Below are 16,166 nucleotides of genomic sequence, written 5' to 3'. Positions count from 1 at the left end.
TTAGGGAATTCGATTATGAGCACGTACTCGGCAAAACCGAGCGAGATCGAAAAGCAGTGGGTGATCATCGACGCCGAAGGGCTGGTGGTGGGTCGCTTGGCCTCGATTATCGCCTCGCGCCTGCGCGGCAAGCACAAGCCGACCTTCACCCCGCATATGGACATGGGTGACAACATCATCGTCATCAATGCCGACAAGGTGAGGCTGACCGGCCGCAAGCTCGACCAGCACCGCTTCTACTGGCACACCGGCTATGCCGGCGGCATCAAGGACCGCACCGCGCGCGAGCTGCTGGAAGGCCGCTTTCCGACCCGCGTTCTCGAAAACGCCGTGCGCCGCATGATGCCGGGCGGCCCGCTGACCCGCGCCCAGCTCCGCAACCTGCGCGTCTATGCCGGTGCCGAGCATCCCCACGAAGCGCAGAGCCCCGTCAAGCTCGATGTCGCTGCGATGAACACCAAGAACTTCCGGGTGAAGTAACATGGCCGAAACCATCAACTCTCTCGAAGACCTGGGCACGTCGGCCGCCGTTCCGGCCGCCAACACCGCTCCGGTCCATGTCCAGAAGCTGGACAGCCTCGGCCGCGCCTATGCCACCGGCAAGCGCAAGAACGCCGTGGCCCGCGTCTGGATCAAGCCGGGCAAGGGCAAGGTCACCGTCAACGGCCGCGAATTCGAAACCTATTTCGCCCGTCCGGTGCTCCAGCTCATCGTCAAGCAGCCGATCGTCGCCACCGACCGCCTCGATCAGTACGACGTCAACATCACCGTTGCCGGCGGCGGTCTTTCCGGCCAGGCCGGTGCCGTCCGTCACGGCCTTTCCAAGGCCCTGAACTATTTCGAGCCGGAGCTGCGCCCCATCCTCAAGAAGGGCGGTTTCCTCACCCGCGACAGCCGCGTCGTCGAGCGCAAGAAGTACGGCCGGGCCAAGGCTCGCCGCTCCTTCCAGTTCTCCAAGCGCTGATCCGTATCGGACGCAATTTTGCGAAGGGGCCGGGAAACCGGCCCCTTTTGCGTTTGCCGGTGAAGTGTCCCCATATGGACGGCGCTCATTGAAGGCCAGCCATGCCCAGCCTCGTCACCCGCTTCCATCTGTTGCTGTTCGGCGTCACCCTGGCCATTGCCGGCGTGGCCCTCATCCATATCCCGCCCGGTTTTGTCTTTCCGGCCCATTGGCAGGGGTCCGCGCCCGACTGGCTGTGGCCGCGCGACACGGCGCTCGCCGTGCCGCCGCTCCTGCAACTCACCCTCATGGCGGTTTTCTTTTTCCTTGGGCTGGCCCTGACGTCCGGCCATCTCGCCCGGACCCGTCATATCCTCGAGCCGGCGCTGACCCTGCTGCTCTCGGTCGGGGCGGCATGCCAGCTCGGCCTGCTGCTCATCGGCATCGGCTCGGATTTCGACATGTTCCGCATCGCCGGCGCCGGGCTGGCGCTGGTGCTGCTGGTGGTCGGCGTCGTGGTTTTCGAGGCGGAGCGGCACAGCTATGGCGGTTTGCGCATGCCCTGGCCGATCCCTTCCGACCGTGCCTGGCTGTGGGTGCACCGTATTTCGGGAAGCGCGGCGGTGGCGGCATCGGTCGGGCTGGGCTGGCTCGCCTGGACCGATCCGGGGCCGGGCGTACTGGTATTGGCCATGGCCGGAGTGCTGGCCGGCCTGCCGCTGCTGGCGGGTGTGGCGACGCTTGCCACCCGCTGGCTCTGAACGGCGCGGTCGACGCTGCCCTCCCGCTCTGGCAATGTCATTGGATCGCCCTATTTAACGTGATACATAAATGCGGATCGTATGGGACGAGCGAAAGCGGATCGCCAATATCGCCAAGCACGGCATGGACTTTGCGGATCTGACGCCGGAGTTCTTCGAAAGCGCCGTCACCGGCCCCACCCGGCTTGGACGATCAATTGCCATCGGCTGGCATGTGGGCATCGGCACCGTGGTGATCCATGCCCGCTACGGACGAGAGGCCATATCGATCATTTCCATGCGGCCGGCCAATAGCCGCGAAAGGGCAGTGCTGTGGTGAAAAAATTTGAGGAAGGACAGGGCTATAGCAAGGAGGACTGGGATGCGGTCGACTCGCCGGAACTGACGGACGAGCAGATCGCCGAAATGCGCCCCTTTGCCGAAGTCTTCCCTGATCTGGCCGAGAGCATTCGCCGCTCCCGTGGTCTGCCGAAGGTCGCGGCGCCCAAGCAGCAGATTTCCTTGCGGCTCGATCCGGAGGTCATCGAAAAGTTCAAGGCGACGGGAAAGGGTTGGCAAGCGCGCATCAATGATGTCTTGAAGGCAGCCAAACTCGATTGAGGGATTCTCGACCGTGAGCGACATCACCCTTTCCCAGGCCATCGACGCCATCTATGCCTCGATCCGCAACGACAATGAGGATCTGGACACCCATATTGCCGCCCTCAAGGCGGCCATGGCGCGCGAGGGCGCCAGGGAGGCGGTGTTCGAGACCGCCCGGCTGGCCCAGCCCAATCGCCAGGGCCGCAAGCTGATGCAGGCCTATTTCAAGAAGAAAGGCGTGGCGATCAGCTTCAGCGGCGGGGCCGCCTGAATCGGGCAGCGGCGTCTTGCCGCCCCGGGCGGTCACGAGGCCTATTGAAGCCTGCCTCATTGCCGCCTATCTGTGCCTTTACCGCCCGTTAAGGCGGTGTCGTCTGCAATCGGCGAGTCGCGCCGATTCGATCTTCCGGCCCGCCTGACTGTCCTTGCGAATGCGATCTTTGCTGGCGGGGGCGCGGTCCAACCAACCAAGCTCTGTGCCCGAGCCGCGACGCGGGGGCAGGGTCAAGGGGCAAAATATGCGGGATCCGCACGATCTTTACATGAATACGCTCGTTCCCATGGTGGTCGAGCAGTCGAACAGGGGCGAACGCGCCTTCGACATCTATTCGCGCCTGTTGCGCGAGCGCATCATCTTCGTGACCGGCGTGGTCGAGGACAATATGGCCTCGCTCATCGTGGCGCAGCTGCTGTTTCTCGAATCGGAGAACCCGAAGAAGGAAATCGCCATGTACATCAACTCGCCCGGCGGCGTGGTGACGGCTGGCCTTTCCATCTACGACACCATGCAGTTCATCCGCCCGTCGGTGGCCACCATGGTGATGGGCCAGGCCGCGTCCATGGGCTCGCTGCTCCTGGCGGCGGGCGAGAAGGGTATGCGCACCTCGCTGCCCAATTCGCGCATCATGGTCCACCAGCCCTCCGGCGGCTTCCAGGGTCAGGTCACCGATATCCTGATCCATGCCAAGGAGGTCGAGGGCCTGAAGCGCCGCCTCAACCAGATCTACGAGAAGCATACCGGCCGCAGCTACGAGGAGATCGAGAACGCTCTCGAGCGCGACCGCTTCCTGTCGCCCGACGAGGCCAAGGCGTTCGGCCTCATCGACACCATCTTCGAAAAGCGCATCGTGCCCGAGACGACCGGCTGACTTGGGACGCGTTAAGCACATCGAAGCTGCGCCGTGGACTGTGATCCCGGTGCGATTGCACCCAGCCGGAACGGCCTTTAAGGTCGTTTCGGCTTAGACTTTCTTTATGCCTTGGGCGTTACGGTAATCGTTAACGCTTGGAAATGGGGGCCACGGCCCCCGGGAGTGACTGGATGTCCAAAGAGACGACGAACGGCGAAGCCTCCAAGAACACGCTCTATTGCTCGTTCTGCGGCAAGTCTCAGCACGAAGTGCGCAAGCTGATCGCCGGACCGACCGTATTCATCTGCGATGAATGCGTGGAATTGTGCATGGACATCATCCGCGAAGAGAGCAAGACCTCCATGGTCAAGTCCTCCGAGGGCGTGCCCACCCCGGCAGAAATCTGCAAGGTGCTGGACGACTACGTCATCGGCCAGGATCGCGCCAAGCGCGTGCTCTCCGTGGCCGTGCACAATCATTATAAGCGCCTGCACCACGCCGCCAAGAATCAGGACGTTGAGCTGTCCAAGTCCAATATCCTGCTGATCGGCCCCACCGGTTCGGGCAAGACGCTGCTGGCCCAGACCATGGCCCGCATCCTCGACGTGCCCTTCACCATGGCCGACGCCACCACGCTGACCGAGGCCGGCTATGTCGGCGAGGATGTGGAGAACATCATCCTCAAGCTGCTCCAGGCCGCCGATTACAATGTCGAGAAGGCCCAGCGCGGCATCGTCTATATCGACGAAGTGGACAAGATTTCCCGCAAGTCGGACAATCCGTCCATAACCCGCGATGTATCGGGCGAGGGCGTGCAGCAGGCCCTGCTCAAGATCATGGAGGGCACCGTCGCTTCGGTGCCGCCGCAGGGCGGGCGCAAGCATCCGCAGCAGGAATTCCTGCAGGTCGACACCACCAATATCCTGTTCATCTGCGGCGGCGCCTTTGCCGGTCTGGAAAAGATCATCTCGGCGCGCGGCGAGGGTTCGGGCATCGGCTTTTCGGCCACGGTCAAGGACCCGAACGACCGCCGCGTTGGCCAGGTTCTGGCCGATGTGGAGCCCGAGGATCTGGTGCGGTTCGGGCTCATCCCCGAATTCATCGGCCGCCTGCCGGTGCTGGCGACGCTGGAAGACCTCGACGTCCCGGCGCTGATCGAGATCCTCACCGCCCCCAAGAACGCCCTGGTGCGCCAGTACCAGCGCCTGTTCCAGATGGAGGAGGTGGAGCTGACCTTCCACGAGGACGCTCTCAAGGCCATCGCCGAGAAGGCCATCGAGCGCAAGACCGGCGCCCGCGGCCTGCGCTCGATCATGGAGGCGATCCTGCTCGATACCATGTACGACCTGCCCTCGCTCGAGGGGGTCGAGGAAGTGGTGATTTCGGAAGACGTGGTGCGCGGCAAGGATGTGCGCCCGCTCTACATCTATTCCGAGCGCCAGAAGGAAGAGGCTCCGGCCACCGCCTGAGCCGGCTCCCTCGCAGGGCATTCAAACGCCGGGCCGTCGCGCCCGGCGTTTCGCCGCCGGGGCAGGGCGGGTCAGACGATGCCGTATTGCTTGAGCAATTGCTGCTCGTCGCCGCTGACCCAGCCGAAGACCTTCGGTTCCGCGTCCTGCATCCGCACCAGATAGTGCACCTCGAAGTCGATGCTTATGTCCGCCTCGTCCTGGCGGGCGTAAACCGCCGTCCAGCCCACATGCGCGATGCAATGCAGCGCGTCGATGGGGGACAGGCGGAGTTCGCGGATCGACATGCGCCGCGTCCCGATCGTGCGGTAATGGGCATAGCCCTGTTCCATGACCTGGCGGAATTCGGCGTCGTTCCGGCCGGCCCTGACGCCCATGGGCGCGGAGGCGATGAATTCGGCGGCATAGAGCGAGGCGATCTCGTCCATGTCGATGGTGCCGGCCAGCGCGCGGTTGAAGCCGCTCTCATAGCGCTCGAAGAGTTTCCGTACTGCCTCGTCCATGTTTCCTCCTGCGTTCCACATCCGCCCTGCGGCCAGGTTACACCCGTGTTTCCGGCTTATGCGCATATCTCCTGTGCGTAGTAAGGGTAACGGTCACAAAACCGCTAAGGTTGACTTGCGGCAGGGGCAGTCCACCCTATTTATTAACCTGAATCGCCCAGCCTTTTTCGCCTGGGCAGTCGCAATCGGGCGCGCACCCTCCTCCTACCCGGCGCGCCCCGGAAAGGAAAAGTGATGTCGGACGTCAATCCCACCGGCGAAACGAGCCGGGACCGGGTGTACCCGGTCCTCCCCCTGCGCGACATCGTCGTCTTCCCCGGCATGATCGTGCCGCTCTTCGTCGGCCGCGAGAAGTCGGTCAAGGCGCTCGAAGAAGTCATGCGCGACGACAAGCACATTCTCGTCGTGACGCAGAAGAACGCGCAGGACGACGATCCCGCCCCGGACCAGATCTACCCGGCCGGCACCATCGCCACCGTGCTGCAGCTCCTCAAGCTCCCCGACGGCACGGTCAAGGTGCTGGTGGAAGGGCTTCATCGCGCCACCATCGACCGCTACCTGCAGACCGAGGACTATTTCGAGGCCGAGGCCTCGATCCTGTCCGAGCCTGAGGAAGACGCGACCGAGATCGAGGCGCTGGCCCGTTCGGCCCAGTCCGAGTTCGAGAACTACGTCAAGCTCAACAAGAAGATCTCCGCCGAGGTCGTCGCGGCCGTCGGGCAGATCGAGGAGCCGAGCAAGCTGGCCGACACCATCGCCAGCCATCTGGTCGTGCGCATTCCCGAGAAGGAAGACCTGCTGGTGACCGTGTCGGTCATCGAGCGGCTGCAAAAGGTCATCGGCCTCATGGAAGGCGAGATCGGCGTGTTGCAGGTGGAAAAGCGCATCCGCTCCCGCGTCAAGCGGCAGATGGAAAAGACCCAGCGCGAATATTACCTCAACGAGCAGATGAAGGCGATCCAGCGCGAGCTGGGCGACGGCGAGGACGGCGCCAACGAGATCGCCGAGCTCGAGGAGCGCGTCGCCAAGACCAAGCTCTCCAAGGAAGCGCGCGCCAAGGCCGAAGGCGAGATCAAGAAGCTCAAGTCGATGAGCCCGATGTCGGCCGAGGCCACGGTGGTGCGCAACTATCTGGACACGCTGCTGGGCCTGCCCTGGGGCCGGAAGAGCAAGGTCAAGCGCGACCTGGCGCTGGCCGAGAAGGTTCTGGACGCCGATCACTACGGCCTCGAGAAGGTCAAGGAGCGGATCCTGGAATATCTGGCGGTGCAGGCGCGGACCGGCTCGCTCAAGGGGCCGATCCTGTGCCTCGTGGGGCCTCCGGGCGTCGGCAAGACCTCGCTGGGCAAGTCCATCGCCAAGGCGACGGGCCGCGAATTCGTGCGCATGGCGCTGGGCGGCGTTCGGGACGAAGCCGAGATCCGCGGCCACCGCCGCACCTATATCGGCTCCATGCCCGGCAAGATCATCCAGTCGCTGCGGAAAGTGGGCAAGAACAACCCGCTCTTCCTGCTCGACGAGATCGACAAGATGGGTCAGGATTTCCGCGGCGATCCGTCCTCGGCGCTGCTGGAAGTGCTCGATCCGGAGCAGAACAACACGTTCAACGACCACTATCTGGAGGTCGATTTCGACCTCTCAGACGTGATGTTCGTCACCACTTCGAACACGCTCAACATCCCCGGACCGCTGATGGACCGGATGGAGATCATCCGCCTTTCGGGTTACACCGAAGAGGAGAAGCACGCCATCGCCACGCAGCACCTCATGCCCGAGGCGGCCCGCGAGAACGGCCTTGCCCATGGCGAGTTCGTGCTCTCGGACGAGATGCTGATGAAGGTCATCCGCGGCTATACCCGCGAGGCCGGCGTGCGCAATCTCAAGCGCGAGATCTCCAAGCTGATGCGCAAGGCGGTGACCGACATCGTGCGCACCAAGGTCAAGTCGATCGAGATCGACGACGAGCGCCTGGCCGCCTATCTCGGCCCCGCCATCTTCAAGCATGGCGAGATCGAGGCCGAGGCGCAGATCGGGCTCGTCACCGGGCTCGCCTGGACGTCGGTGGGCGGCGAGCTGCTCACCATCGAGGGCGTGATGACGCCGGGCAAGGGCCGCATGTCGGTCACCGGCAACATCAAGGAAGTGATGAAGGAGTCGCTGACGGCCGCTTCGGCCTATGTGAAGTCGCGCTGCATCGACTACGGCATCAAGCCGCCCATGTTCGACACGCGGGACATTCACGTCCACCTGCCCGAAGGCGCCACTCCCAAGGACGGGCCTTCGGCCGGTATCGGCCTCGCCACCGCCATCGTGTCGGTGATGACCGGCATTCCGGTGCGCAACGATGTCGCCATGACCGGCGAGATCACGCTGCGGGGCAGGGTGCTGCCCATTGGCGGCCTCAAGGAGAAGCTGCTGGCGGCCCTGCGCGGCGGCATCAAGACGGTGCTGATCCCCGAGGAGAACGTCCGCGATCTCCAGGAGATTCCGGACATCGTCAAGGAAGGCATGGAGATCGTGCCGGTCAGCCGCATGGACCAGGTGATCGAGCGCGCCCTGGTGCGCAAGCCCGAGCCCATCGAATGGAATTTCGATGAGCAGCCCGCCGTCGCCACCCCGGTGGAACCGGACGCCGCGGCCAGCGTGACCCACTGACGAAAAAGGGCGGGCCCCCGGGTTCCGCCCTTTTCATTCGCGGTAGGAAACAAGCGCAAACTCTAGTGGGCGCTGTGGTGGCGATGGGGAGGACGCGGCGTTCAAACGGAACGTGAACTGCCCCTGGATCATTCAGTTTTTGACGGATTCCTCACAGTCGTCATTGCCCGGCTTGTCCGGGCAATCCATCCCTGGCGCAAAAAAGCATGGACCACTCGGATAAACCGGGTGGTGACGATGAAGAAAACATCGATTCCAGATAAGGCAGTAAGCCCTTAAGCCCGGCCGCGATCCGTTTCGGCGCTCAAGTGAAAGGCGATTTCCCCGGCGCGGGGGATGAATAAATGGTCCGGACCGATTCCGGCGGGCACGTATTTGCCCCGGTGCAGCCAGAAGGACGGCCCGCAGACCGCCCGCGCCAGCTCGACCATGGCGTGCATCTGCGCGGTGTTGCGCGAGGTCATCTCGATCCAGACGAAGCCCCGCCCGGTGTCGGGCTGGCGGGTGAACCTGATGCCGATGCCCTGGCCCGCCGACAGGCTCATTCCCGGCAGGCGCTCGCGCAGGCCGGCGATGAAGGCGGGCGCGAAGCCATCGGGCACGCATACTTCCATGTTGCGCACCCGCCGCCGCGCGTCGCGGAAGAATTTTCCCACCAGATGCTTGGCGGGCACGCCGGTCCAGGGCGCCAGGACCCGTTCGGATGGGCCCACGATGCGCCGCTTGCCGCGCAAATTCATCGACAGCAGCAATTTTTGCATGGCGGCGGGCGAGCCGCGCATGGGCGCGAACGGCCCCCGGTCGCCGGGCGCATTGCCGTTGACCGGATTGACGTTGTAGACCATCAGCTCATGGCTGCGCGGATACCAGTGCACCGTGGTGCTGAAATTGTCGCGATAGCCCCCGCCCACATAGTGCTCCAGCCGCCCGTCCGGCTGCCATTCGATGACATTGGCCAGCGTGCGGTTGGGGTGGCAGCGGAAGGTCACCTCCGTCACCACGATGCGCCCGTCGGCGCGCAGCCGGTCCCATTCCGCCTCGTCGCGGATCGAGAATTTCTCGTCCCCGTTCTCGTCGACATAGCGGATGGAGGCGATGAGGTCGTAAAGCGAGATATATTCCGAGCTGCTGCCATGCACTTCGGCGAAGAAGCAGGCGCCGGCGGAGATGTCGACGAATTCGGGCAGGGTGGCGAGGGTCAGGCCGCGCGGCGCGATATAGTCCAGTATGGTGCGCAGCGTGGTGCCGGCCTTGACCGTCAGCTTGCCGCCCTCGAGCCCGACAATGCCGGCATAATGCTCCATGACCAGTTGGTCGATGGACAGGTGGTCGTTGAACCAGAGGAAATAGCCGCGCCCGATGGTGCGGTAGGGCTTGCCGCTGCGCACCGTGTCGCGGATGACCTCCAGCGTGTGCGCGGGCACGATGCGGGCCGGCGGCTCGAAAAAATCCGGCAGCCGGCGATGGGTCTCCACGCCGCTCAGCCGCCGCACCTTTTCGGAGGCGACGCGCACGTCGTGGGCGAAGAACCACAATGTGGAGGGAATGGCTTTCGCCGCCGCGCCCGTCAGCCAGCCGGGCGCGAAGATCATCGGCCGGTGCGCAAGGGACGCGGCATGGCGGAAATAGTCGTCGGAGCTGACGTCGAGATCGGCGAGGTTCACCACGTCATTGGTCACGCCGCGCTCGATCAGCGCCAGGAGCTGGCTGGCTAGGTCCTCGACATGGATGAGGTTGATGGTCCGCCCGCGCAATCCGAACGGGGCCATGCGCATCGCCGCGACGATGCCGCTCGACCATTGCATATGCGGGCCCATCACCACGGTGGGGCGGACGATGAGATAGTCGATGCCCATTTCCCGGCAGGCCGCGACGACGCGGGCCTCCTCGACCAGCTTGAGGCGGGTATAGGCGTCGAGGCCCGGCCGCTCGGCCAGCGCGTCGTCCTCGCCCTGCACCTTGTGCCGCTTCGCGTCGAGCGCCGAATAGACCACCTGCGAGCTGAAATAGACAAAGAGCCGGCACCGGCCGGGCCGCAGCAGCGACAGCAGCTTTTCGGTCACCGCCCGGTTGCTGGTGGTAAAGGCCTTGCCCCGGTCGCGCGTATTGAGCGCGGCATGCACCACCACCTCCGCCTCGCCCACCGCCCGGGCCAGCTCGGCCTCGTCGGCGAAGCGGACGGTCTCGACGTCCGGGGGCGGATGGGCGGGCATGGTGCGATAGACGGCGCTGACGCGGTGGCCGGCCGAGAAGGTCTTCAGCAATTGCCGGCCGATGCCGCCCCCTGCGCCAACCAGACAGATATGCACCGCTCTATTTCCTTCGGGTCGTTGGGGAGAGGGGCGCCGGGCCTCCCGCCTGGCTGTCGTCGGCTCAGGTGGCGACGGGAAAGCGGCGCGAACCGGCCCTGGCCGCATCCACGGTCGCCTCGATGAAATTGACCGCCGTTTCGAGGCCCGTTTCCTGCGACAGCGCCTCGCCGATGGAGCGGGCATTGGCGGCCATGGCCTGGTTGGTGGTCAGCTCGTTCAGGGCCCCGGCCAATGTCTCCGGGGTCAGCGTGCGCAGCCGCACCGGCGCCGGGCCGCAGCCGAGGGCGCGCACCCGGCGGCCCCAATAGCGCTGGTCATAGGCCTGCGGCACGGTGAAGGTGGGCTTGCCGGCCCGCAGCCCGGCCGCCGTGGTGCCGGCGCCGCCATGGTGCACCACCGCCGAAACGAGTGGAAACAGCTTGTCGTGCGGCGCCTCGGATACGGCGAACACCGTATCGGGCAGGTCGTCGGCATTGATGCCGCCCCAGCCGCGCGACACGATGGCGCGCCCGCCCCACTGGCTGAGGGCCGAGCGCAGGATCTGCGTATTGCGTTCCGCCCCGAACGGCATGGAGCCGAAGCCGATATAGACCGGCGGCGGGCCGGCATCGAGGAAGCGCCGCAATTCGGGGGAGGGTTTCCAGTCGCTGGTGTCGTCGAGGAACCAGAAGCCGGTCACCACCGCCGTCTGCGGCCAGTCGCGCGGGCGCGGCGAGACGATGGAGGAGAAATTGTAGAGCGTGGGCAGGTTGTTGCCGAGGCTGTCCTTGAACAGCCCGCCGCGCTTGCGCGGCGCCAGCCCCATGAGTTCCTTGCGCACGCGGTCGCGCGGCAGGTCGTAATAGCCCTGCTGGAGGTTCATGGCGATATAGCTGAGCTTGTTGAAGGTCGGCCCCAGATCGGGCACTTCATAGGCGCAGACCGGGAATTCCCGCGTCGGGTTGAGCGGCTGCATCGCCGTCATGATCACCGGAATGTCCAGCGCTTCGGCGATGTCGATGCCGAAGCTGGTATTGATGTTGACCACGATGGCGTCGGCGCCCTGCGCCATGGTCCAGGAATTGCGCGCCGCCCGCTCCACCAGCGCCTGGCCCTCGCGCAGCAATTGCGGGAAATGGTGCAGCTTCATCTGGCTGATGGCGTTGTCGAAGCGCGATTCCTGCAGCCAGTCCTGGATCTTGGTGCCCAGATTGTGGAACTCGACGCCGTGGGAGGTGACGAGGCCCTCGAAATCCGCATTGGTGCCGAGCACCACGTCGTGTCCGTGCTTTTTCAGCTCGATGGCCAGTGCCAGATATGGCCGGACGTCTCCGGAAGTGCCAATGGTGGCAATCGCAACGCGCTTTCTCATGCACCTACCCGAATGATACCGCTCCGGCCGGCGGCCGGCTAAGCCGATACATGTAAAGGCCGGACGGCATTTACAAGGTTTGGCGAAGACCATATTAAGGTACCGGCCGCGCTCAGACGTGGTATCAGAAGACGTTTCCGAAGGGCAAGAGACATGGCGTCTCCGTTCACCGCTGCATTGGTTGGAGCCTCGCTCGCCTTCGCGCCGGTGTGCGTCTGCGCGGCCGCCGCGGCAAGCGCCCGATAGCTCTTCCCGATGGCCACGGCGTGGCTGGGAAGAGCCGAATAGACCCGTCTCCGCCCCGGCCGGGGCTCTTAACCGGTCAGAACCATAATTCCGCGATAATCGACCCTTCCATATCGTGGGTCTGCGCTTACCGGCGCGTTGCGGCCAGCATCGGTCCCGCGGGACCATCGAGGAACAAATGAGCGAAGTCTTCCATCGCATCCGCCGTCTGCCCCCCTATGTGTTCGAGCACATCAACCCGATCAAGGCCCGGGCGCGGGCCGAGGGCGTGGACATCATCGATCTGGGCATGGGCAATCCCGATCTTCCCACCCCCGAGCACATCGTCAACAAGCTCCAGGAAACGGTGCTCGATCCGCGCACCCACCGCTATTCCACCTCCAAGGGCATTCCCGGCCTGCGCAAGGCCCAGGCCAGCTATTATGGGCGGCGCTTCGGTGTGAAGCTCAATCCCGATACCCAGGTCGTGGCCACTTTGGGTTCCAAGGAAGGCTTTGCCAACATGGCCCAGGCGATCACCGCCCCGGGCGACGTGGTGCTGGTGCCCAATCCGACCTATCCCATCCATTCCTTCGGCTTCATCATGTCGGGCGGCGTCGTGCGCTCCATGCCGGCTGAGCCGAACGAGGATTTCATGCGCTCGCTCGACCGGGGCGTGCGCCATTCCATTCCCAAGCCCATCGCGCTGGTGCTGAACTATCCGGCCAATCCCACCGCCTATACCGCCGACCTCGATTTCTATGCCGAGGTGGTGCGCTATTGTAAGGCCAACGACATCTTCATCCTGTCGGACCTGGCCTATTCCGAGATCTATTTCGACGAGGTGCCGCCCCCCTCGATCCTGCAGATACCGGGCGCCATCGACATCGCCGTCGAATTCACCTCCATGTCCAAGACCTATTCCATGCCCGGCTGGCGCGTCGGCTTCGCGGTGGGCAATGAGCGGCTGATCGCCGCGCTGGCGCGGGTGAAGTCCTATCTGGATTACGGCGCCTTCACTCCCATTCAGGTGGCCGCGGTCGCGGCGCTGAACGGGTCGGACGAGGTGGTCGACGAGGTGCGCCGCATCTACAAATGCCGCCGCGACGTCATGGTGGAGAGCTTTAGCCGCGCCGGCTGGGACATTCCCGTGCCCAAGGCCACCATGTTCGCCTGGGCGCCGATCCCGCCGCAATTCGCCCATCTGGGCTCGCTCGAATTCGCCAAGCTGCTGGTGCGGGAAACCGGCGTTGCCGTCGCCCCGGGCGTGGGTTTTGGCGAATATGGCGACCAGTATATCCGCCTCGCCTTCGTCGAGAACGAGCAGCGCATCCGCCAGGCGGCCCGCAACGTCAAGAAGCTGCTGGGCGGGCGCGCCGGGCAGGGCAATGTGGTGCCGCTCAAGGCATAGGAAAAGCGCGCCGCCGTCCTGCGCTCCACCCGGGTCCGGCCCTTGTGGATGCCGGGCGGCGCGCCGCCGAACTCCTATTGACTGCTAGGCGATTTCCTATGACATGTCGCTCACCATGAGTGATATCCAGTCTTTCCGCCAAGCCGTCGAATCCTTCATTGCCGCGAGGGGGTGGACGCCCACCCGCTTCGGGCGCACCGTCGCGGGCGATCCGCTGTTCGTCTTCGACCTGCGCGAGGGCCGGGAGCCGCGCACCGATACGCGGGCGCGCATCCTCAAGGCCATGGCCGAGCTGGGCGATGCGGGCCGGCAGGCGCCGCTGCGCATCGGCGTCGCCGGGCTGGGCAATGTCGGGGCCACGCTGGTGCGCATCCTCCAGAAGGACGGGGCGGAGCTGACGCGAAAACTGGGGCGGCAGCTCGAGGTCGTCGCCGTTGCCGCGCGCTCGCGTTCCCGCGACCGCGGCATCGACATTTCCGGGCTCGAATGGTTCGACGATCCGGTGGCGCTGGCCAAATGGGACGGCATCGACCTGTTCATCGAGCTGATCGGGGGCGAGGACGGCCCGGCGCTGGCGGCGGTGAAGGCGGCGCTCGAGATCGGGCGCCCCGTGGTCACCGCCAACAAGGCGCTGCTGGCCAAGCACGGGGTGGCGCTGGCGCGCATGGCCGAGGAGGCCGGGGCCCAGCTCGGTTTCGAGGCGGCGGTGGCCGGGGGCATTCCGGTCATCAAGACGCTGCGCGAGGGGCTGGGCTCGGCCAGCATCGCCAAGGTGTTCGGCATCATGAACGGCACCTGCAACTACATCCTCACCCGCATGGGCTACGAGGACATCTCCTTTGCCGACTGCCTCAAGGACGCGCAGGCGCTGGGCTATGCCGAGGCCGATCCAAGCTTCGACGTCGAGGGCCATGACACCGCCCACAAGCTCTCCATCCTGGCTACGCTCTGCTTCGGCTACGAGATCGCGCCCGACAAGATCCGCGTCGAGGGCATTTCTAGCATTTCCCAGCACGATATCCGGGTCGCCTCGGATCTGGGCTACAAGATCAAGCTGCTGGGCATCGCCGAGCGCACCGAAAACGGCATCGAGCAGCGCGTCCATCCCACCTTCGTGCCCAAGGGCAGCGCCATTGCCGGCGTCGACGGGGTGATGAACGCGGTGGCGCTGGAAACCGACCATGTGCACGAATTGCTGATGGCCGGTCCCGGCGCCGGCGGTCCGCCCACCGCCTCCTCGGTGCTGTCCGACATTCTCGACATCGCCCGGGGCACCAAGGTGCCGCCGCTGGGAGTGCCCAGTGCCGAACTGCTGCCCTTCACCGAGGCGCCCAGCCGTCCGCATGAGGGAGGCTTCTACATCCGCCTCGCCGCCAAGGACGTGCCGGGGGCGCTGGCCGCCATTGCCCGGCGCATGGGGGACAAGTCGATCTCCATCGACAGCGTCATCCAGCGCTCCGATCTGGGCGGCAAGCTCATGGCGGCGGACGGCTCGCCCATCCGCACCGTGGTGATGATCACCCAGCGCACGCTGGAAGCCTCGGTGCGCGAGGCGCTTGCGCAGATCGCCGAGGACGGTTTCATTGTCGGCGAGCCGCAGCTCATCCGCATCGAAAAGCTCTGATCCGCCGGATCGGGCCGGGGGGACCCATGAAGCTCAGCAAGGTCGAGGACGCCAGGAATCCGGCCCATCTGCATCGCACGCTGGCGCTGGAAATGGTGCGCGTCACCGAGCGCGCCGCCATCGCCGCCGCCGAATGGCGCGGCAAGGGCGATGAAAAGGCGGCGGACGAGGCCGCCGTCGCCGCCATGAAGGCCGAGTTCGACCGCGTGGCCATTTCCGGCCGAATCGTCATCGGCGAGGGCGAGCAATATGAATGCGACCAGCTCTATGTTGGCCAGAAGGTGGGCACGGGGGCGGGGCCGGAGGTCGACATCGCCGTCGATCCGCTCGAGGGGGTGACCCTGTGCGCCAAGAACCAGCCCGACTCTATCGTGGTGCTGGCCATGGCCGAGCGCGGGGGCCTGCTCAACGTTGCCCGCAACGATTATATGCACAAGATCGCCATCGGCGCCGCCTATCCGCCCGGCACCGTCGACATCGAGCGGTCGGCGACCGAGAACGTCACGGCGCTGGCCGCGGCCAAGGGCGTGCCGATGTCCGAGATCACCGCCATCGTGCTCGACCGGCCGCGCCATGCGGGACTGCTCGAAGAACTGCGCACCGCCGGGGTTTCGGTCAAGCTGCTCAGCGATGGCGACGTCGCCGGGGTCATCCATGCGGTCAATACCGAGGATACCGGCGTCGATATCTATCTGGGCTCGGGCGGCGCCCCCGAAGGCGTGCTCGCCGCCGCCGCGCTGCGCTGCATTGGCGGGCATATGCAGGGCAAGCTCATCCTCGATACACCCGACAAGCGCGCCCGCGCCCGCGAGATGGGCATCGCCGATCCCAATCGCGTCTACGACGTCGCCGACCTGGCCGCCGGCGACGTGCTGTTCTCCGCCACCGGCATCACCGACGGCTCGCTCGTGGATGGCGTCCGGCTCCGGCGCGACAGCATCGAGACCAGCACGGTGGTCATGCGTAGCTGGAGCCAGACCACCCGCTGGATCCGCGCCCGCCATGCCCGCTAGAGCCTTTCATCGTCAGGCGGAATCGGTGCCTTTGCTCCCCTCCCCCTCAAGGGGGAGTGTTTACTTTGGACCTTCCTGGATTGATTTTTGTTGCCCACACAAGCACTTTGCTTCCCTCGGGCTTGTGTGGACGATTTTTGCTTTACTGCTTGCATCAGCCGGGATGCGCATCCCGGCTGATGCAGTG

15 protein-coding genes are annotated in these 16,166 nt (G+C 65.1%); 12 read left to right on the top strand and 3 right to left on the bottom strand.

Annotated elements, in window-relative coordinates:
* Positions 1–15 precede the first annotated feature (15 nt).
* From rplM to clpX, 8 genes are all read left to right on the top strand, one after another.
* Complete coding sequence (rplM, locus tag ACFOOL_RS14810) at positions 16–480, top strand: 50S ribosomal protein L13 (protein WP_380098052.1); 465 nt, start codon at positions 16–18, stop codon at positions 478–480.
* A 1-nt stretch (position 481) separates the two neighbouring features.
* Positions 482–964: a 30S ribosomal protein S9 gene (gene rpsI, locus ACFOOL_RS14805; RefSeq protein ID WP_380098050.1), complete on the top strand. Its 483-nt coding sequence runs from the start codon at positions 482–484 to the stop codon at positions 962–964.
* A gap of 101 nt (positions 965–1,065) precedes the next feature.
* Positions 1,066–1,704 (top strand): hypothetical protein, encoded by a 639-nt coding sequence (locus ACFOOL_RS14800; RefSeq protein ID WP_380098049.1) that lies wholly within the window; start codon positions 1,066–1,068, stop codon positions 1,702–1,704.
* A 70-nt stretch (positions 1,705–1,774) separates the two neighbouring features.
* Positions 1,775–2,023, top strand: a complete 249-nt coding sequence (locus ACFOOL_RS14795) for a BrnT family toxin (RefSeq protein ID WP_380098047.1) — start codon at positions 1,775–1,777, stop codon at positions 2,021–2,023.
* Positions 2,020–2,304: a BrnA antitoxin family protein gene (locus ACFOOL_RS14790; RefSeq protein WP_380098045.1), complete on the top strand. Its 285-nt coding sequence runs from the start codon at positions 2,020–2,022 to the stop codon at positions 2,302–2,304. The genes ACFOOL_RS14795 and ACFOOL_RS14790 overlap by 4 nt, the downstream gene beginning before the upstream one ends.
* Before the next feature lie 13 nt (positions 2,305–2,317).
* On the top strand, positions 2,318–2,557 hold the full coding sequence (locus ACFOOL_RS14785) for a hypothetical protein (RefSeq protein ID WP_380098044.1): 240 nt from the start codon (positions 2,318–2,320) through the stop codon (positions 2,555–2,557).
* Between the two features lie 247 nt (positions 2,558–2,804).
* A complete protein-coding gene (locus tag ACFOOL_RS14780; RefSeq protein ID WP_380098043.1) occupies positions 2,805–3,434 on the top strand; it encodes an ATP-dependent Clp protease proteolytic subunit in 630 nt (209 codons plus the stop codon).
* A gap of 173 nt (positions 3,435–3,607) precedes the next feature.
* Positions 3,608–4,885, top strand: a complete 1,278-nt coding sequence (gene clpX / locus ACFOOL_RS14775) for an ATP-dependent Clp protease ATP-binding subunit ClpX (RefSeq protein WP_380098041.1) — start codon at positions 3,608–3,610, stop codon at positions 4,883–4,885.
* Positions 4,886–4,956: 71 nt separating this feature from the next.
* Here the strand turns inward: clpX and ACFOOL_RS14770 are convergent, their stop codons facing one another.
* Positions 4,957–5,388, bottom strand: coding sequence for a nuclear transport factor 2 family protein (locus ACFOOL_RS14770; protein ID WP_380098039.1), 432 nt, complete (start codon positions 5,386–5,388; stop codon positions 4,957–4,959).
* Positions 5,389–5,622: 234 nt separating this feature from the next.
* On the opposite strand from ACFOOL_RS14770, the gene lon reads away from it, so the two are divergent.
* Entirely contained in the window at positions 5,623–8,043 is a 2,421-nt protein-coding gene (lon, locus tag ACFOOL_RS14765; RefSeq protein WP_380098037.1) for an endopeptidase La, read from the top strand.
* A 275-nt stretch (positions 8,044–8,318) separates the two neighbouring features.
* Here lon and ACFOOL_RS14760 read toward each other — a convergent pair whose 3' ends face one another.
* The gene (locus ACFOOL_RS14760; RefSeq protein WP_380098034.1) at positions 8,319–10,352 is read right to left on the bottom strand and encodes an NAD-dependent epimerase/dehydratase family protein; all 2,034 of its coding nucleotides are present in this window, start codon (positions 10,350–10,352) and stop codon (positions 8,319–8,321) included.
* Positions 10,353–10,416: 64 nt separating this feature from the next.
* Positions 10,417–11,706: a glycosyltransferase gene (locus tag ACFOOL_RS14755; RefSeq protein ID WP_380098033.1), complete on the bottom strand. Its 1,290-nt coding sequence runs from the start codon at positions 11,704–11,706 to the stop codon at positions 10,417–10,419.
* Between the two features lie 424 nt (positions 11,707–12,130).
* Between ACFOOL_RS14755 and ACFOOL_RS14750 the strand changes: the two genes are divergently transcribed.
* The 3 genes from ACFOOL_RS14750 (at position 12,131) to glpX (ending at position 15,979) form a co-directional block, all read left to right on the top strand.
* Positions 12,131–13,342, top strand: coding sequence for an LL-diaminopimelate aminotransferase (locus ACFOOL_RS14750; protein WP_380098031.1), 1,212 nt, complete (start codon positions 12,131–12,133; stop codon positions 13,340–13,342).
* A 283-nt stretch (positions 13,343–13,625) separates the two neighbouring features.
* Positions 13,626–14,966, top strand: coding sequence for a homoserine dehydrogenase (locus ACFOOL_RS14745; RefSeq protein ID WP_380098105.1), 1,341 nt, complete (start codon positions 13,626–13,628; stop codon positions 14,964–14,966).
* Positions 14,967–14,992: 26 nt separating this feature from the next.
* Positions 14,993–15,979, top strand: coding sequence for a class II fructose-bisphosphatase (glpX, locus tag ACFOOL_RS14740; RefSeq protein ID WP_380098030.1), 987 nt, complete (start codon positions 14,993–14,995; stop codon positions 15,977–15,979).
* Positions 15,980–16,166 lie beyond the last annotated feature (187 nt).

Source organism: Devosia honganensis (assembly GCF_042648785.1).
GTDB lineage: Bacteria > Pseudomonadota > Alphaproteobacteria > Rhizobiales > Devosiaceae > Devosia > Devosia honganensis.
The sequence above is the reverse complement of the archived record's forward strand: the minus strand, read 5'-3'. Positions and strand labels throughout refer to the sequence as shown.

Coding starts and splice junctions, on each gene's coding strand:
- rplM (WP_380098052.1), top strand. CDS start 16: ATGAGCACGTACTCGGCAAAACCGAGCGAGATCGAAAAGCAGTGGGTG.
- rpsI (WP_380098050.1), top strand. CDS start 482: ATGGCCGAAACCATCAACTCTCTCGAAGACCTGGGCACGTCGGCCGCC.
- ACFOOL_RS14800 (WP_380098049.1), top strand. CDS start 1,066: ATGCCCAGCCTCGTCACCCGCTTCCATCTGTTGCTGTTCGGCGTCACC.
- ACFOOL_RS14795 (WP_380098047.1), top strand. CDS start 1,775: ATGCGGATCGTATGGGACGAGCGAAAGCGGATCGCCAATATCGCCAAG.
- ACFOOL_RS14780 (WP_380098043.1), top strand. CDS start 2,805: ATGCGGGATCCGCACGATCTTTACATGAATACGCTCGTTCCCATGGTG.
- clpX (WP_380098041.1), top strand. CDS start 3,608: ATGTCCAAAGAGACGACGAACGGCGAAGCCTCCAAGAACACGCTCTAT.
- ACFOOL_RS14770 (WP_380098039.1), bottom strand. CDS start 5,388: ATGGACGAGGCAGTACGGAAACTCTTCGAGCGCTATGAGAGCGGCTTC.
- lon (WP_380098037.1), top strand. CDS start 5,623: ATGTCGGACGTCAATCCCACCGGCGAAACGAGCCGGGACCGGGTGTAC.
- ACFOOL_RS14755 (WP_380098033.1), bottom strand. CDS start 11,706: ATGAGAAAGCGCGTTGCGATTGCCACCATTGGCACTTCCGGAGACGTC.
- ACFOOL_RS14750 (WP_380098031.1), top strand. CDS start 12,131: ATGAGCGAAGTCTTCCATCGCATCCGCCGTCTGCCCCCCTATGTGTTC.
- ACFOOL_RS14745 (WP_380098105.1), top strand. CDS start 13,626: ATGGCCGAGCTGGGCGATGCGGGCCGGCAGGCGCCGCTGCGCATCGGC.
- glpX (WP_380098030.1), top strand. CDS start 14,993: ATGAAGCTCAGCAAGGTCGAGGACGCCAGGAATCCGGCCCATCTGCAT.